Raw genomic sequence first — 26331 nt, 5'->3', positions numbered from 1 at the left:
GAATGAAGATTCTGGTTACAGGAACGGCAGGGTTTATAGGTTTTCACCTGGTAAATAAACTGGTGCAGCAAAACGTTGATGTTGTTGGTATCGACAACATCAACGATTATTATTCGCCCGACCTGAAGTTTGCCCGTTTGGCCGAAGCCGGAATTTCAGCGGAAGCTACCGCCTGGAACAAAAAGGTCGCTAGTTCGAAATATCCCAATTATTTGTTTGTAAGAATGAAACTGGAAGACCGCGAACAACTGAACCACCTTTTTGAAACCGAAAAGTTTGACCTGGTTTGTAACCTGGCGGCGCAGGCCGGGGTGCGTTACAGCATCGAAAATCCGCAGGCCTACATCGACAGTAATCTCGTGGGGTTTGCCAACATTCTGGAAGCCTGCCGCCACAACCAAATCAAACATTTGGTGTACGCCAGCTCTTCGAGTGTTTACGGGAACAGCCCGAAGATGCCGCTTTCAACTTCGGATACCGTTGATAATCCCGTCAGTTTGTATGCGGCCACCAAAAAAAGCAACGAGCTGATGGCACATACCTACAGCCATTTGTATGGCTTTCCAACTACCGGATTGAGGTTTTTTACCGTTTACGGTCCGTGGGGAAGACCCGATATGGCGTATTTTTCCTTCACAAAAAATATTCTGGAAGGCAAATCCATCAAGGTGTTTAACAAGGGCGACTTATACCGCGATTTCACTTACATTGACGACATTGTGGATGGAATCGAAAGAATCCTACTTACTCAGCCAAAGGTTTCGTATAAAATTTACAACATCGGAAATTCTACACCGGTGAAGCTGATGGATTTTATCCGGATCATTGAAACGACGGTTGGCAGGGAAGCCGCGAAAGAATACCTGGAAATGCAGCCAGGCGATGTTTACAAAACCTTTGCCGATGTGAGCGACCTGGAAAACGACTTTGGCTATTCCCCCGATACTCCCCTCGAAAAAGGAATAGGTGAGTTTGTAAAGTGGTACCAGAACTACTTCCGCTAGTTGTCAATATCCCATTTATCCCATTTTACAGACAAGCAAATACCGGCAGTCCAGGTCTAAGTTTTCCTCAGCAGAAAGCGGATTTTTCTTTGCTTTTAAGACCGATGTCGCTCATCTCCTTTGGTTTCAGCTAAAAGTTTAACTAAAAAGTTACCCAAAAGTAATTCAAGGCTCCCGTTAAACTTATACCTTTAATGCTGCATTTCAGACAGGTAAATGCTGTTTCATATCCGTTCAAAATAAACGAGGCAGTTTTATCTGAAGTGCACGGAGAAACTAAATCAAAACATATGAAAAATCTTTTTGCTTTGCTGATCCTTGTGTTGAGCTTGTTTTCGTGTAAAATGGAGAAAAAGGCCGATCCCTGGATTGCAACGGCCCCGGCCGGAAGTCGTTTTGTAGAGATCGATCACCAAGGGGAAACCGTTATCCCGAACGGAAGAATACTAACACCAGCCGGCAAAAGCATTGTTGTAGCTCCACATCCGTTTGGTTTAACCCTTAGCCCCGACGGGCAAACAGCCGTTACTGCCAACTCCGGTACCAGTCCTTTGTCGATCACGATTATCCGAAATATTCTGTCAGAAAATCCCGAGGTTCAGCAGGTTCCTCCCGGCCCCTCAACCGACCGGGGAGTGCTGGCATCGGTGTTTATGGGACTTGCCATTTCGAACGACAACAGTACGGTGTACGTGGCAGGTGGCCAGGAGAACTGCATTTATTTGTTTGATGTGAAAACCGGGGAGAAGAAGGGGAGTATTGACTGTTCTTTTACAGACGGTGAAATCGATTACAAGGATGGATATATTGGTGACCTGACCTTATCAACTGACGGCAGGAAACTCTACGCGGTGGACCAGATCGGATTTCGGATGGTGATCATCAATACCGAAACCGGCACCTTGGAACACAGTGTTCCGGTGGGGCGTTACCCCTTTGGAATTTGTCTGTCGCCCGATGAGAAAAAGGTTTATGTGGCGAATGTTGGCATGTTTCAATACAAGCTGATTGAAGGAATTACCCCGGAAAACGGACACGAAAAAGCATTGAAATATCCGGCTTTTGCATACGGCAGCAAAGAGATGAAAGAGGGCTATGAAACCGAAGACAGTCTGAAAGTACCCGGACTCGGGGAGATGAATGTTCCGGAAGCCTTTTCCGTTTTTACGGTTGATATCAGCGATCCGGAGAAGCCGGAAGTAATTGCCAAAACAAAAACCGGTAACCTGGTGGGCGATTTGGTCGAGGGAATTCCGGCAGTGGGCGGTGCAAGCCCCAATTCACTGGTAGCAACCAACGACTATGTGTTTGTTACCAATGGAAACAACGACAATGTTTCGGTGATCTCCATCGAAAAAGATACCGTAGTAAATACCATTTTTCTGAAACCTGACGAACGCATAAAGCAGTTTCGTGGCGTCATTCCGTTTGGACTGGCACTTTCGCCCGATCAGCAAAAACTTTTTGTAGCCTGCTCGGGTATTAACGCTGTTGCAGTGGTAGATGTGGCGAAGCTGAAAGTCGCCGGTTATATTCCAACTGCCTGGTTCCCGGCCAAGCTGAAGGTGAACAACGACGGGAAAAAACTGATCGTAGCCAATGCCAAAGGATTTGGAAGCGGCCCGAACGGAGGCTCCACTTTTGAGCGGGGACCCGAGGGAAGTTACATCGGCTCGTTAATGAAAGGAACCGTGCAGGTGTTGAATATCCCGTCCGACGAGGAGCTGAAAACAATGACCGAAAAAGTGATTGCCAATAATTTTACGTTTGAGAAAGCGTCTTCCGAAAAATTTGCCGGACGCAAAAACAACCCAGTGCCTCTTTACCCGGGAGAAAAAGAAAGTCCGATAAAACACATCGTTTTTATTTCGAAAGAAAACCGCACTTACGACGAGGTATTCGGGCAGGTTGAAAAAGGTAAGGGAGAAGCCGGGCTGGCGCGTTACGGGCGGGGTGTTTCGTCTAAAAACAGTAAGGGAACGGACAGTATCGAAAATGCGGATGTGATGGTGAACCACCTGAAGATAGCGGCTGATTTTGCCATCTCGGATAACTTTTATGTAGATTCGGATGTGTCGGCCGACGGGCACCGCTGGTTGGTAAACACGTATCCGAACGAGTGGACAGAAACTTGTACGGCTGCCAGTTACGGAGGAAACCGTCGTTTTAAATTCAACTCAAATGCTCCGGGAATTTACGCCATGAACGGTGCTGCCGGTGCCATTTATCCCGAAGATTACAACGAAGCCGGTTCCATGTGGGATCACCTGGAACGGAACGAGATTGATTTCTACAACTTTGGCTTTAGCATCATGTTTGAACCGGGGCTGTACAACAAGGATTTTAAGTACGAAGGCATCCGGCATTACATCAATTATCCTTTGCCGCAACCCATCTGGGAGCGGACTTCGAAGCAATACCCAACTTACAATATGGCAATTCCCGATCAGTTCAGGATCGATCAGTTTAAAAGAGAGTTTGAGCAGAATTGGATGAACGGGACCGATACAATGCCTTCGCTAATTACCGTGATTATTCCCAACGATCACGGGGCAGGAGAACGTCCCGAAGCAGGTTATCCTTTTCGCGAAAGTTACATGGCCGATAACGACCTGGCAGTGGGCCGGATTGTGGAATATCTGTCGCATACGCCCTACTGGGAAAACATGCTGATTGTAATTACCGAAGACGATGCGCAAAACGGTGTGGACCATGTGGATGCCCACCGGAGTGTTTTAATGCTGGTATCTCCGTGGGTAAAACGCGATTATGTTAGTCATGTACACTACAGTTTTGGCAGTATTTTTAAAACTTTCTGGAACATTCTGGGCATGCCGTACCTGAATCAGTACGATGCCGGCGCCAACGATCTGGCTGATTTTTTCTCCGATACTCCGGATTATACTCCCTACAATGCTCTGCCGGTAGATGTACGAATTTTTGATCCGCAAAAAGCACTCGATCCGCTGGATGAGAATTTCGACTGGAAAGCGCTGGACGAAACACCGGTGATGGACAACAAGGAAGACATGATCCGCGACAGCAAAGAGCGCGATGAATACCGGCTGGAGAACCGGGAGAAAAAGAAATGATGGCCAAGGAAAGAGCCTTTAATTTAGCGTTTCCGGAGGGGTGTTACGAATAGCTCTGGCTAACTGATTGCGTTTTGATCTTTCCGAAATTGGGGACTTGTTCTATAAATTATTTATTTTGGTGCCTGGTTTATGCATACTACATAAAGGCATTAGAATTTTGGAAACAGCATTAAATATTGAACTTCGAAAAGGAAATCCTTCAGCCTATAAAGAGCTGTTTGTTCTGTTGTATCCACGTCTGAAGAGCTACTGCCGGCTGTTTATCAAAGAGGAGGCCGAGGTGGAAGACCTGATTCAGGAGACTTTTATTGCGTTGTGGAATAAACGGGAAAATGTAAGGGAAAATAATTCGATAGAAAGTCTCATTTTTGTGATGGTGAGGAACCGGTGTCTAAATCATTTAAAAAAGGTTAGCCTTGAACAACACCGAGTCGATCTGGAAAACATCACCATAAATGAACTGCAATACCTTTATCAACTCGATTTCTCAGGAAAGGAAGAAAAGAGCATGGAAGAAATGCTGATTGAATCTTTTCGTGAAATAGTTGGCACCTTACCCGATAAAATGAAAGAGGTGTTTATTCAATGTAAAATTGAGGGCAGGCAGCAAAAACAGGTGGCCGAAGAAATGGGAATAAGCCTTAAAACCGTAGAAAAGCACATCGCACAGGCAAAATACCATATTCGGAAAGAATTGATAATGCGTCATCCCGAGATGATCCTTGTTATCATGTTGTATTTTAGTTGATGATATCCTTTTTCTGTTTGGTCGAAACAGAAAATTCTTCTGAAAATTATTTTTTTTTACTCCGTTAGGTAGGGTTTTGAAAATTTTGTTGTACTCCTATTGAAAACAAACTTATGAGATCCATTATCCAAAAATATATGGAAGGCCGGGCTAATGAGAAAGAGCAGAAAGAATTGCTGGTCTGGCTTCGCAAAAAAGATTCACGTGTAGATTTTGATAGTCAAAAGTTAGATTGGGAACGAAATCTGAATAGTCAGTATTTTCCCAAGGGTGGAGAAAAGGTTTGGCATGAGATACAGGATCACATGTTAAACGTAAGTTTCGAAGGATGGCAGCATTCCAAAAAAATGTCCTGGATGCTTAAGATTGCTGCCGTCTTTCTTCTTTTGATAGGTCTAAGCACATCCACATGGTTTTTATTAAGAGGGCATGATGGAGGAACTATGTACACTTCAATAATGGCAGACAAAGGACAGGTTTCGAAAGCTGTTTTGCCCGACGGGTCAATCATCTGGCTGAATTCAGGATCAGAAATTAAGTATAACAACCGGTTTGGAGAGGGTAACCGGTTGGTCGAATTACAGGGAGAGGCCTATTTCAAAGTCACGAAAAATGCTGATCTGCCTTTTTCTGTAAACAACAGCGAGCTTACAGTCCGGGTGTTTGGAACCGCTTTTAATGTAAAGGCGTTTGATAGCGATGATGAAATAGACATTGTTCTGGAAGAAGGAAGTGTGGGGCTGATTCCTTTGGGGGCAAAGAAAGCAGTTTATAATATGGTTCCCGGCCAGCATGCAAATTTTAACAAACTCAACAAAAAATTGCTTGTGAGACATGTTAATACCACGCGTTTTACCTCATGGAAAGAAGGAATTGTGAACATTTTTGATCAACCGCTTTTTTTGGTAGTAGAAAGGCTGGAAAACAGATATAACCAGCATTTTGAGTTGGAAGAAGAGGTGAAAGACATTCACTTTACATTCACTATAAAAAATGAATCACTCTCGGACATTATTAAACTAATGGAAAAAATAGCGCCGGTAAAGGCAGAACAGAAAGAAAATACAATCGTTTTCAGGCTTGATAAAACACAGAAATTAAAATTGCCGTGATATTAATAACCGGAAGTGAGGCAACACTTCCGGCTCAAACTTATCATCGGTAAATGATAAATAATTTATTAACTAAATCGAAGTGAAATTATGAAAAAAATCCGAATTAGGGGAAGCGGTATGCCTCTCACTTGGAAAAAATGTCTAAACATTATGAAACTAACGTTCTTGTTTTTACTCATTGGGTTAATGCAGGTTTCAGCGAGTGTTTACAGCCAAACAACCCGGTTAACCCTCGACATGAAGAAATCGCGTGTTATTGATGTGTTGGATGAAATCGAAAGACAATCAGAGTTTCGTTTTGCCTACAGTACAGAGACGGTAAATACCGAACGACGGGTTACCCTGTCGGTTGATGAAAAGAGTATTGAGGAGGCCCTTGCGATTGTGTTTGAAGGTACCGGTATTCGGTATGTCATCGACGACCGTCACATTGTTCTTTACCAGGATATGGCCGACAACCAGAACAATGCTCAGCAACAGGATCGGGTAACAGGGACTGTAACCGATAAAAAGGGTGAACCACTGCCCGGCGTGTCGGTTATTGTGAAAGGAACAGTCAATGGTACAGTTACCAATGCAAACGGAGAATATTCACTGACAAGTGTTACCGAAAACTCGGTTCTCCAGTTTTCATTTATTGGTTTAAAGTCACAGGAGGTTGAAGTGGGCGAAAATACCCGGATCGATATTAGCCTGGAAGAAGATGCGTTTGCAATTGATGAAGTAGTTGCAATTGGCTATGGTACTCAGAAGAAAGTAAACCTGACCGGTTCGATCACTTCTGTAAAAACCGAAGAATTGGTAAATATTCCTGCAGGTAGCCTTTCTAACTCCATGGCTGGTCGCGCTCCGGGTGTACAGGTAATTGGAAATTCGGGATTGGCCGGAGCAACTTCATCTATCAGTATCAGGGGGGGAGGAACACCTTTGTTTGTAATTGATAATATAATTTCAGATAAAAGTGATTTTGATGCTTTGGATGCCAACGAAGTGGAAAGCATTAACTTCCTGAAAGACGCGGCAAGTGCAGCAGTTTATGGTTCGCAGGCCGGTAACGGAGTTGTAATTGTAACCACCAAAAAAGGTGCGGTTCAAAAGCCAAAATTCGAATATAAATCTTCTTTCTCCACCTCGCGTACTACGCAAGCCATTCAAACGTATACAGCCCAGGAAGAGTTACAATACTTGAATGACAGGGAAATAACACTGGCTACCATTGCAGGTAGAGAGCCCAACATCCCTTACGGGCAGGACGTAATCGATTATTTCGCTGACAAAACCTACGACATTAATGACCTGATCTGGCAGGATCCTAACTCGCAACAGCACAATCTGAGCGTGAACGGTGGATCAGAAGCCATTAGTTATTACATGGCTTTGGGATACCACAAAGAAAATGGTTCGTACCACAATACCGATTACGATCGTTACAACTTTCGTTCGAATGTAACGGCCAATGTCACAAAACGTTTTAAGATAAACCTGAATCTTAGCGGAAATCAGCGTAACTATAATCGTTGGTACTGGCCTTATGATGGTTCCGAAGACCAGGCGGTTGGCGACTGGTTCAGGTCTACATTTAACTGGTCGCGTTTACGTCCGTTTTATGTTGCCGAAGACGGTACTCCTACCAACGATCCGAATGATTATCCTGTGGGTATTGCATCTGGTTTCCATCCTCCTGAAATTATGCTTCACGGTGGTTACCGCGATACCAAATACAGAACGTTGAACGGAATTTTGCGTTTTGACCTGGATCTGGGACAATACGTGGATGGACTGAAAACCAGCTTCCAATCGAATATTACTGCCTATGACCGAAATATGAAATCGTTTGTGAAACACAACAAATGGTATGTATTTCAGTCGGCAGGAACAGGTAATAAATTTATTCCCGGCCCTATTGATTTTACCCAAATGGCCGGCCACAGCCTGAGCAATGCTTACGAAAATGTTCAGGAAGATGTAACGCTTAGTACAGAGTATCAGGTTAACTGGTTCCTGAATTACGATAAAACGTTTGGCGATCACGAAATATCGGCTTTGGCAGTTTATGAACAACGGGGCTACAATGATAAAAATGTTTTCGGAAGGGCCGAACAATTGCTCTCGTCATCCATCGACCAGATTTACAATGCTTCTTCCGATACCGAAAGAAGATGGTTTACCGGTTCTGAAGGTGAATCAGCTGCATCATCATGGATTGGCCGTGTAAACTATAGTTATGCCTCGAAATACATTGTCGACTTCTCGTTCCGATACGATGGCAGTTATTTCTTTGCTCCTGAAAATAGGTGGGGATTCTTCCCATCCGTTTCAGCAGCCTGGCGTTTGTCGGAAGAAAAATTTATGAAAAATATTGACTGGTTAAGCAACCTGAAATTACGCGGATCGTTTGGTACTACTGGTAATATTAGTCCAATCGGTCCCTGGCGTTGGACCAACAAATACCAGAAAGTGGGCGGTTATGTATTTGGGTCTTCATTTATGGATGGCCTGCAGCCCGGAGCAATGCCGAACTACGACATTACCTGGGAAACGGTTGAAAACTGGGACCTTGGTTTTGATTACGGTTTATTTGATAACAAACTTACCGGTGAATTTAGTGTTTGGGGAAAAACAAGAAAAGATATTCTTGGAGAACGTCTGGGGTCAACACCATCCACATTGGGAGCGAGTTTGCCGGCTGTAAACTATGCACAACAGTCATTAAACGGATTTGAAATTTCAGCATCGTACAAAAATAAACTGGGAGAACTTAATTACGAAGTATATGCCAACATGGGGTATACTATTGACAAGTGGGACAAGTGGGACGAAGCAGCAGCCTTAACCGATGGTACATACAAAGACAACTGGAGAAGCCGTATCGGACATCCTGACAATCGGGTTTATGGCCTGATTTGTAAAGGCATGATTCGTACCCAGGAGCAACTGGATGAACTTGTTTCCTCGGGATATACCGTTTACGGGCGTCAGCCAATTATGGGAACCCTAATGTTTGAGGATATTCGTGGTGACAACTATTCGGAAGGTCCTGACGGGAAAATTGATGCCAACGATATGACCTATTTAAGTGACAATGGCGCTCCACGTATCAACTATGGATGGGGAGTTAATCTCGACTGGAAAGGATTTACGGTTAATGCACACTTCCAGGGTGTAGGCGCTTACGACCGTATGGTAGCTACCCGAAACTCAACGGGCGGTGGTGTATTCCAGATTGGCGATAGACCTTATTTCGAAATGTGGGCCCGGGATTACTGGACTCCTGAAAATCCGGATGCAGAACTTCCCAGGGTTTCCGGAGCATGGTTACAGGCTGAATACGCAGGTACCGCTTCTACCTACTGGATGAAAAACGGAGCCTACATGCGTCTTAAAAACTTAAACATTGGTTACGACCTGCCTTCTCAGTGGTTCTCAAAAATCGGGGTTAGTAAGGTGCAATTGTTTGTCAATGGAACCAACTTGTTTGTCCTCACTGGCTTTAAAGAATACGATCCGGAACAGGCAACGCTTGATTCCTATCCGTTGATGAAAACCTTTACAGGTGGTGTAAATATTAATTTTTAAAATTTACAACAATGAGAAAAACAATATCAAAAAATAAAACTGCAATAAAACTGCTAAGCATCTTTTTCGCCTTGCTTATTGCAACAGGGTGTGGAAATGTGCTCGACGAGGTGGAAGATCTGAGCAACTATCCGGGTGAAGGTACTTTCGACGATATTCAAACTGTACAGGCATACCTGGCCCGTTGTTACAATTTAACGCTTGGTGGTTGGCCTGTAAATGATGGAAACAAAGCCGATGAAAGTGGTAGCATTATTCCTGTCGACTGGATTACAACCAGCAACGGAGCCATGAATTACTGGCCTTATTCAAGTATCCGTACTATCAACATTCTTATTCATGAATTGCCTGAAGGAGCTGTTCCGGAAGACGATAAACCTGCAATTCTTGCACAAGCCAAATTTTTAAGGGCCTACCATTATTTCAAAATGGTGGTGTATCATGGTGGTGTTCCAATTATCAGGGAACCACAGAGTTTGGAAGATGACCTTATGGTAAGCAGAAATTCAACCAAAGAATGTTTCGATTTTATTATCGAAGACCTTGACTATGCTATTGCCAACCTGCCTAATAAGTATACCGGTTCCGACTTTGGACGAATTGACAAAGCAGCTGCTTTGTCTTTGAAAGGCCGTGTGTTGCTTTACAAAGCATCGCCACAGTTTAATTCATCTAATCCGTATGGAAACGCATATTGGCAGGAAGCATATACCGCCAACAAAACAGCCATCGATTTTTTAAATGCCAATGGTTATGGATTGCTTGAAGATTATACTTCTATTTTTGAAACGGAAGGGCATAAAGAAAATATCCTTTCAGTAGTATATAAAGATCCGGTAAAATCAAACGGTCGTGGAGAAAATTCTGTACGTCCGCTTTCTGAAACAAAAAATGCTACTGGTGGAGACCAGCCAATTTGGGCGCTCGCCGAAGCTTATCCGATGCTGGATGGTAAAATGCCCGGCGACCCGACATCAAAATATACGTACGATGTACAAACTTTCTGGAAAGACCGTGATCCGCGTTTTGCTGCTACTTTGGTTTGGAACGGTGAACTTTACGAATTAAGTGGGAAAGGTGGACGTCGCCAATACACCATGACCAATATTGCTTCTTCGGTTGATGCTTTTGGTTATATTATTCAGGGCGAAAGCCAGTACCGTACCGGATTGTTCTGCCGTAAAGGTATTAACGAATCGCTTACGCCGGAATTGGTTGGTACCAACGATTACGACTGGGTGGAGATTCGTTATACCGAAGTACTTTTCAACTACGCCGAATCTGCCAACGAAACCGGAAAATCAGACGTGGCTATTCAGGCTTTGAAAGACATCCGTGAACGTGCAGGGATTGAGCCCGGGGCAAACGGAATGTTCGGGCTTAAATCGGGTATGACCAAAGAAGAAGTTCGCGAAGCGCTGCTTCAGGAAAAATACATTGAAATGGTTTTTGAAGGAAAACGTTTCTGGGACCTTCGCCGCCACCGTATGTTAAACCGCATAGACGGAATGCATAAATACGGTATCATGACCATGAAAGTGGCAGACAGAACTTACGACCAGGTTACACCTGACGATGTTGCAAAAGCAAACAAATACGAATGGTTACCTGAAGACTTTACCTACTCGGTTGAAGAATTAATTACTACTGGTCAAAGACAGATGTCGATGCCGGATAAATATTACTTCTTCCCGATCCAGTTGGATAATATTGATAAAGACCCGAACCTGGAACAAAATAAAGATTGGGGCGGTACTTTTAATCCTGAGTTATAGAAATCAATATGAACATTATAAAGGTTGCTCCACTATGGGGCAACCTTTTTATAATTACATGAAAACCATGTTACTAATAAACCGAAAGCTATTTTTACCTCTTATCGCCGTTTTTTTTATCCTGATTTCGTGTACACGCAAACCGGTGCAACTGCAAACTGAAACGTTTACAATGGATATCAATCAAACCGGAATGCTTGTTAAGCTATGTGATACCAACAACAACAATTACCTGGTTCCTGATTTGTCTTCCCCGGTTTGTCAAATATCAATTGACGGAAAGTATTTTAAGCCTTCTCGCTTTACACAAAAAGACGGTTATTTTTTCCTGAATTTCGACGAACAAAACACACGCTTGAAAATCGCCTGTACCGAAAAATCTAATTATATCACCTTTGAACTTGTTGAACTTAAATCACCCGAAAAGATTGAAAAAATCATTTGGGGGCCTTATAACGTAAACCTGTCCGATAAAATCGGGAAATCGATAGGCGTGGCATACAACAACGAATTTGCCATCGGACTTATGGGCTTGAACCTGAAGAGCTGTGGAGGCTTTGAATTAATTCCGCGCGAACGTTTTGGAAATGCAGCTCAAAAAACAGTACACGGAGCTGTTTTGCAGGGATTTACCAAAAACCGTTCAGAAGAAATATTGGAGAACAGTTGTTTGCAGGAATTGACACAGGCTGCTCCGGTAAACGATTCCGATTCAACACTCATCGGATCGAAATTTGCCATTTATGGCGTATCCATTGAAAGCTTAAAAGAACTTATTCCGGAGATTGAACAGCATGAAGGATTACCTTATTTGACCCACAACAATGAGTGGCTAAAGAATACGCTATATGCCACTTCTTCCAAATTTATTATGAGTTTTAACTCCCATAATATTGATGCTTGCCTGGATGTAGCCGGAAAAGCAGGAATTACCTGTGTTTATCATCCCGGAATTTTTGAATCGTGGGGAACTTACCCGGTTCGCGAAAAAGATTTTCCAAAAGGATACCAATCGGTTTTGGAATGTACACAAAAAGCTAAAGCACGGAACATGACTTTAGGTGCACACACCTTGTCGAATTTCCTGACCAAAAACGATCCACTTGTCTCCCCGGTACCACATCCTAACCTGCAACTGGCAGGTGTAACTTCACTAAAAAAAGCGATTTCGGAAGATGATACTGAGATAATACTTGCGGATCTGCAAATGGCACCGGCTTATACCAAAGACAAGCTGGACATATCGCCCGAAGGATTAAATGCCAACGAAAATAAAAACCGCGAAACTTTTGCGGCAAAAATTGGAAATGAAATAATTGAGTATTCAACAGTAACAAAAAACGGAGAGTTGCTTATAAGCGGGTGTAAACGCGGAGCTTTTGGCACCCAAAAAAGCAGCCACAATGCAGGAGCAAAAGTTGGTCGTCTGGTTTCGCATTATTACAAGGTATTTTTTCCTGACATCAACCTGCAAGATGAGGTAGCCAAAAACCTGGCTCACTTTTTTAACCAGACGAAACTTGAGCGCATCAGTTTCGATGGCATTGAAGGAGCAATGGCAACCGGTCATGGCAGATACTCGTGCGACCGTTTTATAAAAGTCTTTTTCGACAATCTTGAAAACAAAAATATTATCGCCAATTCATCGGATGTAATGCACTACAGTTGGCATTATTTTGCCAACGAAAGCTGGGGCGAACCCTGGTGGGCGAAAAACTTCAGAGAGTCGCAGCTCGATCACCGTTTAAAAGTGCAAAAAGAACTGGAAGAAGACCTGATGCCACGCAAAATGGGGCAGTTCAGAATTGATGATAAAACCACACTCAAAGATATACAATGGGTAATGGGGCTTTGTGCCGGTTACGATGCCGGAGTCGATTTTTATATCAGTCCCCATAGCATTAAGCAGAATCGGGAGGGCGATGAAATTCTGAACGAGATTAAACGATGGGAAAAAGTGCGCTGGGATCAAACTCTTACAAAAGAACAGAAAGAGCAACTTCGCGATCCGTTTAGTTTTTATCAGCTAAATGATTCGAGCAATAAACCGGAGTTGGTATTTGTGGAATCGTGGACACCTGAAACAGGCAAAATTCAGGGAGACAATGACAGGAATACATTGCCCGAAACCATTCTGAAAAGAGATTTAGAAACGGTAATTTCTCTCGATTATGAACATCTAAATATGCAGAAAGAACCTGGCCAGCCTACTTTTTCTGAATGGGAATTTTTCTGTGCCGGGAAAAAACAAAAATTGCAGTTCGCCGTAAGGCTTCCTAAAGCAAGTAAAGAAAACTTGAGCGGAATTTACCTGAAAATTGATGCGGACGTGTGCGCCATTCCCTTCACCCTAAAACCCGGAGAATATGTTACGGCAGAAGCCAACGGACAGGCTGCACATTATTCGACGGATGGAAAGCTTTTGGCGTCGGAACCGATCCCGGAACTTTTTATCGAAAAAGGGAAAAACACCATTTTGTTTGATTATAAAGGGAAAGGTAGTGAAGCCGGACCAAAAGTGATTGTAAATTTTAAAATAAATAATTAAGAAAAGCCTGATTTTATTGGATCTTGAGAATTGAGATTCTTTGATTTTAAATAGAAACAAACCGTTATAACGGTGAATTAACTATCGGTTCAGTAATGGGAAATGAAAAATAATTTGTTGGTAAAACAGTAAGATCGGCTTTGGGGAAATTTGCAAGTAGGGAGATAAAAACACTATAAGTTTAAAAGAAAAAAATACTATGAAATTTAAGAAGTCAATTATTGCTGTTATTGCAATAATTTCATGTTTGAGCACTTTTGCTCAAATTACCGCAAGTGATAAAAAGATTGTCGTGCCCTCTGCTCGTCAGGTTGAATGGGCCAATCAGGAAATAGGAGTGCTTATCCATTTTGATATGCCTGTGTTCAAACCCGAGTATGAATGGAGACGGGATATGGGCAAACATCCGGATGCTTCGGTATTTAACCCGTCGGCTTTAGATACAGACCAGTGGTTGAAGGCCGCTAAATCTGCCGGCGCCAAGTATGCGGTATTGGTAGCCAAGCATTGTTCAGGCTTTAGTTTATGGCCAACAAAGGCTCATGAATACAGTGTGAAAAATTCGCCCTGGAAAAACGGTAAAGGTGATCTGGTAGCCGATTTTATTGCTTCGTGCAAAAAGTACGGCATTAAACCGGGGATTTATGCGTCAACTACAGCCAATGGTTACTTGCGGGTGGATAACCCAGGGAAAGTGTTGTCCGGCGATCCGGAAGACCAAAAACGCTACAATAAAGTTGTCGAAACTCAATTAACCGAGCTTTGGTCACAGTACGGTGAATTGTTCGAAATCTGGTTCGATGGAGGGGTACTGCCAGTCGAAGCCGGAGGAGCTGATGTGATGGCAATGCTGAAAAAATATCAGCCCAATGCCATCGCTTTTCAAGGGCCGTTTAATCATCCCAACAATATTCGCTGGGTGGGCAATGAGGAAGGAGTGGCACCCTATCCGTGCTGGGCACGCACCGATGCATTTACATCTGCCTCGGGTGTTGTCGAAATCAAGGGGTTGAATGGAAATCCAGAGGGGCAATACTGGTGCCCCGGGGAAGCCGATTTTCCGTTGCGTAAGAACAGTTCGTTTCAGGGAGGATGGTTTTGGAAAAAAGGGGAAGATAACCAGCTATTTGAACTCGATCAGCTGGTGAAAAAATATACCCAAAGTGTAGGACGAAACAGCAACATGTTGTTGGGAATTGTGATCGATGACCGGGGACTGGTTCCCGATGCTGATGTAAAACGCATGAAAGAATTTGGCGAAGCAATTAGTAAACATTTTGGCAAAGCATTGGCAACAGTAAAGCGGCCCATCGCCGACGATATGAATGTCTTTTTACTTGATCTGAAACAAGAAACGCCGGTTTCTTATGTTGTTTTTAGAGAAAACATTACGACAGGTGAGATTATTCGCGAATACAAGCTTTCGGGAATGACAAATGGTCAGTGGACGAAATTGGCCGAAGGCACATGTGTGGGACATAAGCGTATTGAATGCGTAAATGGCAGGTATTCTCAGCTAAAACTTGAGATAACTAAATCGGCTGGACCAGTTAATTTACTGGAGTTATCCTGTTTTTAATCAGTATTTGATGTCGCTTTTAAAATTATTCTGTATGAGATTTATAATACCCATTCTATCTTATAGATTTAATGCAATGTTGGAGATAACTGACTTCCAATTGGCTGAAATCAAATGTAAAATACCCTATATTTGATGATCAAATAAATGTGATACTAAAAGCTTATTCAGCAAAAAGGACGGTAAAACTAAATTCTACCTGCATGTATATAACTAGCCATTGAACAAAATTTTGAGTGTGACTGGAATTTCGAAAAAAGCTGAAAATGTTTATTGGTTGGCAGATAAGCAAAAATCGCCTCTGGCGTTTTCATTTAGTCAGGTTGTAACAACGATTGCTTTGCCCAATCAGCAACCAGATCCTTTTGTGTCGGTGGTAGTGATGGAATTCAAACATTATCCTGCAATTCAGGATGGTTTGGTTGCTAAAACAGTGGCCGGAGGTTTTTCATTGACTCCCCAAAATCTTGAAAAAGCAAAAGGGAATACCATTATTCAAGACTCTGAACGTTATGGCTCGGTGCCGGCTCATGTCTCTGTTTCGAAGAAAAGCACTTATCAGTGGCGCATTTTTGTTGATCAGCCTTGTTCGATGAATGCCGATGTTTCATACAATTTCCAGGGAAAATCGAAGAACGGAACAATTATAATTCGCTGTGCAGGAAAATCAGTTCAGTCAGAGTTAAAACCGACAGGACAGACGGTCGGTGAGCCTCGGTCTGATTGGCAAATTAATAGCTTCAAATCACACAGGATAGGGACGCTTTTATTTCCGTCGCCCGGTTTTTATGATGTTGAAATGGAAATAGTTCCCGGTAAAAACGAGGACGTTGGTTTTCAGTGGCTGTGGCTTGGGAGGCTAAAATAGCTCCGTATCATGTAGATAGTTAAATAACCTAAATCAATTATTATAAAATGAATAAACGTAAAATCGTATTTGTCGCGTCCCTGTTTTTTTGTGGATTGGCAAATGCACAAAGCAATTATCCCTCTTTTCAGAAGGAGAAGGTGATGATTCAGCAAGACTGGCTCGTGGAAACGGTGAAGGCTCCCGCCAATATGTATGAGGGAGAGAACGGACAAATCGTGTTTTCAAACGGCCTTGTTTCGCGAACATTCACTACCAGTCCTAATGGCGCAACTGTTGGTTTGGATTTGCTGTCCAAAGATGAAGCGTTTTTGCGTTCGGTACGTCCGGAGGCTGAAGTCGAAATTGATGGAATGAAGTTCAATGTTGGTGGCCTGCTTGGGCAACCTATTCACAATTATTTGTTGCCCGAATGGTTGGACCAAATGACTGCCGATCCGGCTTCGTTTAAGTTGGTCGATTATTCACTGGATGAAACTAAAGAGCGTTTTGCATGGAAAAAACGTCCGGAGTGGATGCCCAAAGATATGCCATGGCCTGTTCCCGGAAAAGAGCTAGTTTTCCGTTACCAGCTCGACAAACAGGCTTTGGAGGTACTTGCCGCGCAGATGCAGAGTGATGACAGTCGTCCTGTCTTATTTTCAGATGGTTTTGAAAAACTGGATAATGCATGGTTGCGTTTCGAGTCGAAGGCTGATGAGCGAAATTCTTTCATCAACGAGGGAAAATCAGGCGAAATTATGGCGCTGGCAAACACCGCTGTGTATGCTGATCGTGTTGTCTCTGCTGGATCATCAGTATTTCTTGCTAAAATAAACCCTGGCACTGATCAGAGTGTGAGCTGGGGACCGGGAATGGGCCTCGTGTTTGGAGATAAGGTGGTCAAGATAAATCTTCGGATTAAAAAAAATGAACTCGGGTTTTTCGACGGAGAACAGGAGAAAGTTTTGAAAGGCTTGGAACCCGATAAGGCAGTTTGGCTGCGTATGGAACTGAAAGAAGGAAAGGTGCAGGCTTCGTATTCGTACGATCAAAAAAGCTGGACAGAAGTCGGACAAACCGCTATCTCTGCTTCCGATAAGCTTGAAAAGGTTCGTTTGGGTAAAATGGACTGGGCCGGAAAGAATTCAGATCATGCAGAAAAAGGGGAGCGTGGGCGTTGCCATTTTGAGGCGTTTCAAATGTTGGGAGAATTGAGTGATAATGCACGTTTGGCGGGAAAAGAAAAATTCAGCTATCTGAAGGATATCGAAGTAAAAGTACACTACGAATTGTATGACGACATGCCCGTTTTTTCGAAATGGATCACTGTGGAAAACAAGTCCAATCGGGCAGTGCAGCTTAATACCTTCAAATCAGAAATTCTGGCGGTAACCGAAGCCGAAAGTGTGGTGGATTCGAAGACAAAGTGGGAGCTGCCCAATATAACAGTGGAAAGCGATTATAATTTCGGAGGAATGTCGAATGAGAGTATTTTTCGAACCAGTTTGGCCTGGAATGTCGATCCCTTGTATAAAACACAGGTAAACTACGAGCGGGTGACTCCGTGTTTGCTCGAAGCTTATCCTAAATACGGATCCGATCAGCGTTTGGAAACCGGTAAAACTTTCAATTCATATAGGATTTGGGAATTGCTGCACGATAGCCGTATTCAGGAACGAAAAGGATTGGAGCACCGCCGCATGATGCGGGCGTTGGCGCCATGGGCAACTGAAAACCCGATTTTAATGCACGTCCGCAGTGCCTCGGATGAGGCTGTGAAAACCGCTGTTGATCAGTGCTCAGAGGTGGGTTTTGAAATGGTAATTATGACCTTCGGGAGTGGATTTAATGCTGAGGACAATAGCCCTGAAAATCTGCAACGAATGAAGAAGCTGGCCGATTATGCCCATTCGAAAGGCATAGCGTTGGGCGGCTATTCGTTGCTGGCAAGCCGGAGGATCAATGCCGAAAATGATGTGGTGATGCCTGAGGGCATGACTCCCCGTTTTGGCAATTCTCCCTGTTTGGAAAGCGAATGGGGACAAAGCTATTTTGAGAAAATGTATCAACTTTTTGAGCAATCGGGATTGGATATTTTTGAGCACGATGGCTCGTACCCGGGGGATATTTGTTCATCGGAAAAGCATCCCGGACATAAAGGCTTGGCCGATTCACAGTGGAACCAGTATAAACGGATTACCGATTTCTACAAATGGTGTCGGGGCAAAGGCATTTATCTGAATGTACCCGACTATTATTTCCTGAGCGGAAGCAACAAAACAGGCATGGGTTACCGCGAAACCAACTGGTCGTTGCCGCGTGAGCAGCAGGAAATCGTTGAGAGGCAAAATATTTACGACGGAACCTGGACCAAAACGCCATCGATGGGCTGGATGTTTGTGCCGCTGGTTGAGTATCATGGAGGAGGAGAGGCTGCTACTATTGAACCGTTGAAAGATCATTTGCCGCATTACGGTCAACGTTTGGCAAACTTATTTGGAGCCGGGGTGCAGGCTTGTTACCGTGGTCCCAAATTATACGATGCCCCGGAAACAAAAGAGCTGGTGAAAAAATGGGTGGACTTCTACAAGCAACATCGTCGTATTCTGGACAGTGACATCATTCATATTCGTCGTGCTGATGGACGCGATTATGATGCTATTCTGCATGTTGATCCGCAAGGAGAAGAAAAAGGCCTGGCTATGTTTTTTAATCCAACAGCTGAAGAGATGGTTCGTGAAATTGAATTGCCGCTTTACTATACTGGATTAACAGATTTTGCGCTAATACGTGAAAAAGAGGGGACGGCTAAAGAGTACAGAATCAGTCGCGACTACAAAGTAAAGATCACAGTTACCATTCCGGCAAATTCTTACAACTGGTATGTAATAGAGTAAGAGTGTATGAAATGAAGATCTCTTGGTAATTACAGGTGCGAATCGGATTTTCTCCTTGATACACCAAGTTCTGTTTGTATATCGCAGTGATTTAAAGATAGCCATATATAATTATTATATATAGTTATCTTTATAGCCTAATTTATCTAACGGCTTTTGAAAAACAGTAAGTCAAATAAGGAGCTAATCATTCAAATTAAAAACGGTGACAGGGTAGCTTTTTATAATATCTACGAACGATATTGTAAAAGGCTTTACGGGTTTGTTCTGAGGTATATAAAAGTAGAGGCCGATGCCGAAGAAATTGTCCAGGAGGTTTTTGTTAAAATCTGGCAGGCACGGAACAAACTTGATGCCTACTCTTCGTTTGAGTCGTTCTTGTTTACCATTGCCTATAACACAACAATCGATCTTCTTCGTAAGCGGGTAAACGAAAGAAAATACCTGGAAAACCTTGTTGCTTTGCAGCAAATTCAGGAAGCACCGGATATCCTGGACGAACTGCAATTTAAGGAGTTGGATAATAAACTAAAACAGCTTCTGGAAGAACTTACCCCCCGCCAAAAGGAGATATTTCAGTTAAGCCGTGAACAAGGTTTTTCGCACGAAGAAATAGCCGTAAAACTGGGTATTTCTGTAAACACGGTAAAAAAACACATGGCGAACACACTTTCTTTCTTAAAATCTCACTTCGATTATGGATTGATTATCAGTGGTTTGTTTGCAGATTTGTTTCTCTCGTAAAAAAAAAGTCATTTTTATATAATCCCAAACTACAGCTTAATCGTATTACTGTAGCAAATGAGCACAAATAATAGAGATTAGGTTGTTAAGTTAGATTAGTTAAAATCTATACCACCCTGTTCTAGGGTGGTATAGCTGTAAAAAAATGACGTTAGAATTACTAAATAAATATCTGCAAAATAAACTGAGCGGAGAGGAGCTGCAGGAAGTGTTGCACTGGATACGCCAGGAAGCATTGACCGAAGACGAGAGAAAACTGGCGTTGGCCGATTGGGAAAATTACCGGGCAGAAGATACTTCGGAGTCTGATACCAAGTTTGTAGGACTTTTTGATCGAATTCAGGACGAAATTGAACGACGGGAAAACAACACCGGGAAAAGCAAACGCAGGCATTTATCAGCCGGATGGCTCTTACGTGCCGCTGGTATTTTGTTAATACCGGTTCTTGGAGTTTTGTTTTATACACTTACCGAAAATAGATTCATCCAATCACAATATACTCTGGCTGCTGCGGATACACTTGAGATTATCGCTCCAATTGGCTCCCGCTCTGTTGTTCAGCTTTCCGACGGCTCGCAGGTACACCTGAATTACGGTAGTAAAATCAGGTATCCGCTTTTCTTCTCAGGTGAAACACGTGATGTAGTGTTGGAAGGAGAAGGTTTTTTTGAAGTGGCCCACAATCCTGAAAAACCATTTATTGTAAAAGTCGGAGATATAAATGTAAAGGCGCTGGGAACTGAATTTAATGTTTTGGCTTATCCGGAATATAAAATAATACAAACAACGCTGGTAAACGGAAAGGTTGTGTTGGAACAGCGTGTTGAAGATGGTGAGGCGAAATTAATTGGCAGTATGGTGCCCGGACAACATGCAAAATACAACCGGGAAACGGGGGCAATTTCTTCGTCAAAAGGAAGTGTTGAGAGATACATCGCCTGGAAAGATGGCAAACTGGTTTTTGAAGACACTCCCATTTCAGAGATGGCTGAAAAGCTCAGTCGTATGTTTAATGTGGATATTGAAGTCGATAAAGAAGTGGAAGACTTCATTTACACCGTAACCTTTATTGACGAACCCTTGTCTCAGATTCTCGATTTAATGACCATTGCAACCCCTGTGGAATACACTTCGCTGCCACGAAAAAAGTTACCGAACGGTACGTATTCAAAACAAAAAATAATCATAACAAAAAAAGAATAAATACAGTATCTAACTATAACAAACTATTTGCCTATGAAATGAATGAGCATTTTTAGACCATCTGCTGGTCTCTCTGATTATCAATCCAAAACAACAGGGAAATGCGTCAACATTCCCCTGTCGGGATTAAAATTTAACCCTGTATAACGGTACAGGGCATTAATAACTAATCATTACAAAAGTATGAAAAATCTGACTAATTGGTCGGGGGGTGAAAAATTGCCCGGACTGGTAAAATTTTTTCGAATTATGAAGCTAGCAACCTTTTTAATTTTGATGTCAATTGGTTGGGCATTTGCCGGGAAAACCTATTCTCAGGTAAAACTTCTAAACCTGAATATGAACAAGACTACGGTTAAAGAAGTCCTTTCAAGAATTGAAGAGCAAAGCGAGTTTTATTTTATGTACAGCGGTAAGCTCATTGATGTTGACCGTGAAATTTCGGTAAATCTCGAAAACCAAAAAATTGATGAAGTACTAAATACCGTGTTTAAAAATACCAATGTAAACTATGTTATAAAAGACAAGTTTATTGTATTGACGACTGAGAACACTGGGAATATATTGACAGTTTCCGGGCAGCAAACTCCCATTTCCGGAAAAGTGACCGACGAAGCCGGATTGCCACTTCCGGGGGTAACTGTGCTGATAAAAGGAACAACACAGGGAACAATAACAAATTTTGATGGGGAGTATACCATCGCCAACGTTCCAACCGATGCTGTTTTGGTTTTTTCTTTTGTTGGAATGGTAACGCAGGAAATTCCGGTTGGAACAGAAGCTTCCATTAATGTAAAAATGGCAACCGATGCCATTGGCCTGGAAGAAGTAGTAGCTATCGGGTACGGTGTACAAAAGAAAGTGAGTTTAACCAATTCAATTTCACAGGTTGATGGAGAAACACTAACGAGGCGCCCCGTTGCCAACGTAGAACAGTCGCTTCAGGGATTGGCTGCCGGGGTAACAGTTGTTGACCAGGGCGGACGCCCGGGGGCTTCTGATGTGAATATTCGTATTCGTGGTATTACTTCTCTAAGTAGCAATTCTCCGTTAATTATTGTTGACGGAATTGAACAACGAATGACGGATATCAACCCGGATGACATTGAAAGCATTTCGGTATTAAAAGATGCCTCGTCAACGGCCATTTACGGTTCGCGTGCTGCCAACGGTGTAATTCTTATCAATACACGCAGGGCAAAATCAGGCGATGTACAGGTGGCATACCATGGATATTATGGCTTTCAAAGAGCCAACAACCGTCCCGAGCATATGGGGCTGAGAGATTATTTTGAATTGGAAAATGCAGCCCGGATTAATGCCGGTGGTCAGGCAACTTACAGCGAAGAGTTTATTAATGAATATGTGAATGCCACTGACCGCGAACTTTACCCGCTGCCTTTCCCCTGGTTCGATAAAGGAGTAATGCTGAAAAATGCACCGCAACAAAACCATACCTTGTCGTTTAGCGGCGGTAATGAGTTTGTTAGAGCCAGGGCAAGTTTGCGTTACCAGGACATTGAAGGTATTGTAAACAACTTCAACGATAATACCAATGAAGTACGTATAAATACTGACTTCAATCTTTCATCAAAGCTTAGCGTTGCGTTCGATATGAACCTTCGTATGTCAGAAGATGTACAGCCATATGCCGGTGTTTACAATGTGTTTAATTACATGTTGCATGCGACCAAATTTTCGGTTCCGCAATACGCAACAGGCGAGTACGGATTAGGGCCACAGAACAACAACCCGTTGATTTTTTCTGATTTAACTGGGCTTAGAACAAGCAAAAACAATTATTTCATCGGGAAAGTAAAAGCAAATTACGAGATCTTCTCAGGCTTGAAATATACATTTGAATACGGAATCCGTGATTCAAAATCGGAAGGGTCGGCCTACGAGAACAAGTACCGGAACGAAGACCCGATTACGGGTAGAGTGAGACAGGTTACGCTTAATTCGCTGAGCGAATCACGCGGAAGTTTAAAGGAATTAACCTTGTCGCATTTGTTGAATTACGAAAAGACATTCGAGGATCACGAGTTTAAGGCATTGGTCGGGTATTCTACTATCGATAACCGTCAGAATAACCTTTCTGCTTATCGTCAGGACTTTTACAACAACGATATTCAATCTCTGGATGCAGGATCCGAAGACAATAAGGATAATTCAGGGTATAACTCGGAATATGCTTTACGTTCGTATTTCGGACGTTTCAACTATGCGTATAACAACAAGTACCTGTTTGAGGTAAATGCTCGTTACGATGGTTCATCAAGGTTTAGTACTACCAAGCAATATGCTTTCTTTCCATCGTTCTCAGGTGCCTGGAGGATTTCCCAGGAAGATTTCTGGGCCGATATGTCGGAAACTATTAACGAATTTAAGGTTCGTGCTTCGTGGGGATTAACCGGTAACCAGGCCATTGCCTTGTACGAGTTTTACCCGGCCTTGTCGGTGGTTAATTATGCCTTTAATGAAACACCGGTTCAGGGCTATACTCCAACTCAGTTTGTGAACGAAGACCTGACCTGGGAAAAAACCAGACAGCTGGACATTGGTATCGACCTGGGCTTGTGGAACAGTAAATTAACGGTTTCTGCCGATTATTACGACAAGTTGACCAAAGACATTTTGTTACGTCTTCCAATTCCTTCAACCATCGGTCTGAATGCTTCATACCAGAACGCCGGATCGGTAAGTAATAAAGGCTGGGAGCTTGGAGTAATCTATCGCGGAGGAAGAAAATTAACCTATGATATCGGGCTAAATGTAAGCCGGAATAAAAACAGGGTAGAAGATTTAAAGTCAACAGGGCCCTACATAACCGGAAGCGGTGCTAATGTAACGACCATTATCCAGGAAGGAATGGCCATCAATAGCTTATGGGGATATCGTACCGACGGTTTCTTCCAGTCGCCTGAAGAAATCGCCAATTACCCTACTTATCAGTCCAATACAAAACCGGGTGATGTAAAATACCTGAACCTTAATGACGATGACAAGATCAATCCCGACGACCGGGCTTTCCTCGGGTATACCTTCCCGCTGACGAACCTGGGCGCAACCATGCGTTTTGCTTACGACGGTTTCGAGCTATATATGCAGTGGCAGGGTGCTTTTGGGCATACCACACAGTTGGAAGGTGGATTGGCTCACCAGGCAACGTATGAGGCATTCACTCATGCCAACTATACGGACTACTGGACAGAAACCAATACCGATGCGCGTTGGCCAAGACCAATCAAATCGAACCTGAGAAACCTGCAGGCTTCTGACCGGTTAACCATTGATGCAGACTACCTGAGGCTGAAAAACATTATGCTTTCATACAATGTAAAAGCTTCCTGGCTGTCAAAATTACCCATCAGCAAAGCTCAGCTCTATGTAAATGCAACCAACTTAATTACGTTCTCGAAACTTAACGATTGGGGACTTGATGCAGAAACTCCTGCCGGAAGAGCGAACTATTATCCGCAGGTTGATTTGTACACCGTTGGTTTGAAGTTAAACTTTTAAGAAAATAAGGAGATGAAAAAAATAGTATATATTTTATTATCAGTATTTATTCTTTCTTCTTGTCAGGAAGATTTATTAACTACCGTGCCGGACGATCGTATTTCTACCGAAATTTTCTGGCAAACTGAAAACGATGCCATTCTGGCGGCAAACGCAGTGTATCCCACACTTGACGGGAATGTAATTTTTGCCTACGATGGAATTACCGATGTAGTGCATACCAACCGCTTGTTTGAAGATAACTCCATAATCGAAGCAGGTAATGCAGATGCAACCTTGTCCAGGTTCTTAAACGAATGGGACGCAGATTATACCGCGATCAGGCGAGTGAACGACTTTATGGAAAATATTGACCGTATTGAAACCGATAATACCGGGCTTATCAGCCGGCTTAAAGGCGAAGTGCGCACCATCAGGGCTTATCACTATACTAAATTAGCGATGTTGTTTGGCGATGTTCCCTTGATTACCACCAGCATTAATGTGGAAGAAGGTAAAACCATCACCCGGAATGCGGTTTCTTCGATCTGGGATTTCGTATCCACCGAGCTTACCGAAGCAGCAGTGGATTTACCCAAGGAATATACAGGCGACGATAAAGGCCGCGTAACCAAAGGAGCTGCTTTAGCTTTAAAAGCCCGTGCAATGCTTTTTGCCGGTCGTTATTCAGAAGCGGCTACCGCTGCCAAACAGGTAATGGACCTGGAGGTGTATTCGCTGTATAATTCATACGAGGACCTTTTTCAGTACGAAGGTGAGAACTGTAACGAAGTAATTCTAGACCGACAGTTTGCAAAAGATGTGTTGGCGAACAACTACTATAACGTTATTGGCCCGTGGAGCTTGATTCCGGGAAGTGCAGGTAGTGTTTATGTACCTACTAAAAAACTGATGGATATGTACGAAATGAACAACGGTTTATCGATTACAGATCCTGAAAGTGGTTTCGATCCTCAAAATCCATACGAGAACCGCGACCCGCGTTTAAAGCAATCGGTTTTTGTTACAGGAGCAAGCCTGCCCAACGGAAAAACATTTAATTCAATTCCCGGGGATGCTGCGGCTACAGATCCTGTTGGCGGAACTTTGTATACCACTACCACCGGATGGAACATCAAAAAATACATTGCCAACAGCGATTTTGATACTCCGTCGAATTCAGGAATTAACCTGATCCTGATCCGGTACGCAGAGGTATTGCTCACTTATGCCGAAGCTAAAATTGAGATGAATGAAATTGATGCTTCTGTTTACAGCGCCATCAACGACGTTCGTGCCAGGGAAAGCGTAAATATGCCCGCCATTTCTTCTTCATTGTCACAGGGGCAATTAAGAGAAATCGTGCGCAAGGAACGTACTATTGAGTTGGCTTTTGAAGGAACCCGTTTGTTTGACATTCGGCGCTGGAGAATTGCCCACGAAGTGATGCCCGGCAAAGTATACGGCATGACCTACAACGATAATGGCACATTGGTAACTGTCAATATCGACGGATACAACCGTGTATTTGATGAGGGACGCGATTACTTGTGGCCAATCCCGCAAAGGGAAAGAGAATTGAACCCAAATTTGGAGCAGAATCCAAAATATTAATAGCTATTTTCATTCAAGTGAAAGGGTAAGGGACTGTTAACTCTTACCCTTTTTTATCTTTGTTCAGAATCCCGGTAAGAA

At 43.1% G+C, this 26331-nt stretch carries 14 protein-coding genes; all 14 read left to right on the top strand.

Features of this window, described 5'->3' with window-relative positions; translation table 11 throughout:
• Positions 1-2 precede the first annotated feature (2 nt).
• The 14 genes from D1614_RS19450 (at position 3) to D1614_RS19385 (ending at position 26250) form a co-directional block, all read left to right on the top strand.
• Positions 3-1004, top strand: coding sequence for an NAD-dependent epimerase (locus D1614_RS19450; protein WP_119439647.1), 1002 nt, complete (start codon positions 3-5; stop codon positions 1002-1004).
• A gap of 194 nt (positions 1005-1198) precedes the next feature.
• Complete coding sequence (locus D1614_RS19445) at positions 1199-4096, top strand: bifunctional YncE family protein/alkaline phosphatase family protein (RefSeq protein WP_206610089.1); 2898 nt, start codon at positions 1199-1201, stop codon at positions 4094-4096.
• A gap of 160 nt (positions 4097-4256) precedes the next feature.
• Entirely contained in the window at positions 4257-4847 is a 591-nt protein-coding gene (locus tag D1614_RS19440; protein WP_162304580.1) for an RNA polymerase sigma factor, read from the top strand.
• 113 nt (positions 4848-4960) lie between these two features.
• Positions 4961-5959, top strand: coding sequence for a FecR family protein (locus tag D1614_RS19435; protein WP_119439645.1), 999 nt, complete (start codon positions 4961-4963; stop codon positions 5957-5959).
• Positions 5960-6112: 153 nt separating this feature from the next.
• On the top strand, positions 6113-9538 hold the full coding sequence (locus D1614_RS19430; protein WP_162304579.1) for a TonB-dependent receptor: 3426 nt from the start codon (positions 6113-6115) through the stop codon (positions 9536-9538).
• Between the two features lie 11 nt (positions 9539-9549).
• Positions 9550-11313: a RagB/SusD family nutrient uptake outer membrane protein gene (locus D1614_RS19425; RefSeq protein WP_119439643.1), complete on the top strand. Its 1764-nt coding sequence runs from the start codon at positions 9550-9552 to the stop codon at positions 11311-11313.
• Positions 11314-11485: 172 nt separating this feature from the next.
• On the top strand, positions 11486-13861 hold the full coding sequence (locus D1614_RS19420) for a hypothetical protein (protein ID WP_147384327.1): 2376 nt from the start codon (positions 11486-11488) through the stop codon (positions 13859-13861).
• A gap of 199 nt (positions 13862-14060) precedes the next feature.
• Entirely contained in the window at positions 14061-15440 is a 1380-nt protein-coding gene (locus D1614_RS19415) for an alpha-L-fucosidase (protein ID WP_119439641.1), read from the top strand.
• Between the two features lie 238 nt (positions 15441-15678).
• Positions 15679-16308, top strand: a complete 630-nt coding sequence (locus tag D1614_RS19410) for a hypothetical protein (protein ID WP_147384326.1) — start codon at positions 15679-15681, stop codon at positions 16306-16308.
• Between the two features lie 47 nt (positions 16309-16355).
• Positions 16356-19187, top strand: coding sequence for a hypothetical protein (locus tag D1614_RS19405; protein WP_119439639.1), 2832 nt, complete (start codon positions 16356-16358; stop codon positions 19185-19187).
• 156 nt (positions 19188-19343) lie between these two features.
• Positions 19344-19931, top strand: a complete 588-nt coding sequence (locus tag D1614_RS19400) for an RNA polymerase sigma factor (protein WP_119439638.1) — start codon at positions 19344-19346, stop codon at positions 19929-19931.
• A 145-nt stretch (positions 19932-20076) separates the two neighbouring features.
• Positions 20077-21135, top strand: coding sequence for a FecR family protein (locus D1614_RS19395; protein ID WP_119439637.1), 1059 nt, complete (start codon positions 20077-20079; stop codon positions 21133-21135).
• A gap of 249 nt (positions 21136-21384) precedes the next feature.
• Complete coding sequence (locus D1614_RS19390; RefSeq protein ID WP_162304577.1) at positions 21385-24657, top strand: TonB-dependent receptor; 3273 nt, start codon at positions 21385-21387, stop codon at positions 24655-24657.
• Between the two features lie 12 nt (positions 24658-24669).
• On the top strand, positions 24670-26250 hold the full coding sequence (locus D1614_RS19385; protein ID WP_119439635.1) for a RagB/SusD family nutrient uptake outer membrane protein: 1581 nt from the start codon (positions 24670-24672) through the stop codon (positions 26248-26250).
• Positions 26251-26331: the final 81 nt, after the last annotated feature.

Source organism: Maribellus luteus (assembly GCF_003576475.1).
GTDB lineage: Bacteria > Bacteroidota > Bacteroidia > Bacteroidales > Prolixibacteraceae > Draconibacterium > Draconibacterium luteum.
This window is presented reverse-complemented; position numbering and strand designations above follow the sequence as displayed.

Excerpts from the sequence above, each read along its gene's own strand:
- D1614_RS19390 (WP_162304577.1), top strand. The coding sequence starts at position 21,385 with ATGAAGCTAGCAACCTTTTTAATTTTGATGTCAATTGGTTGGGCATTT.
- D1614_RS19445 (WP_206610089.1), top strand. The coding sequence starts at position 1,199 with ATGCTGCATTTCAGACAGGTAAATGCTGTTTCATATCCGTTCAAAATA.
- D1614_RS19435 (WP_119439645.1), top strand. The coding sequence starts at position 4,961 with ATGAGATCCATTATCCAAAAATATATGGAAGGCCGGGCTAATGAGAAA.
- D1614_RS19405 (WP_119439639.1), top strand. The coding sequence starts at position 16,356 with ATGAATAAACGTAAAATCGTATTTGTCGCGTCCCTGTTTTTTTGTGGA.
- D1614_RS19430 (WP_162304579.1), top strand. The coding sequence starts at position 6,113 with ATGAAACTAACGTTCTTGTTTTTACTCATTGGGTTAATGCAGGTTTCA.
- D1614_RS19450 (WP_119439647.1), top strand. The coding sequence starts at position 3 with ATGAAGATTCTGGTTACAGGAACGGCAGGGTTTATAGGTTTTCACCTG.
- D1614_RS19425 (WP_119439643.1), top strand. The coding sequence starts at position 9,550 with ATGAGAAAAACAATATCAAAAAATAAAACTGCAATAAAACTGCTAAGC.
- D1614_RS19395 (WP_119439637.1), top strand. The coding sequence starts at position 20,077 with ATGACGTTAGAATTACTAAATAAATATCTGCAAAATAAACTGAGCGGA.
- D1614_RS19420 (WP_147384327.1), top strand. The coding sequence starts at position 11,486 with ATGGATATCAATCAAACCGGAATGCTTGTTAAGCTATGTGATACCAAC.
- D1614_RS19385 (WP_119439635.1), top strand. The coding sequence starts at position 24,670 with ATGAAAAAAATAGTATATATTTTATTATCAGTATTTATTCTTTCTTCT.
- D1614_RS19415 (WP_119439641.1), top strand. The coding sequence starts at position 14,061 with ATGAAATTTAAGAAGTCAATTATTGCTGTTATTGCAATAATTTCATGT.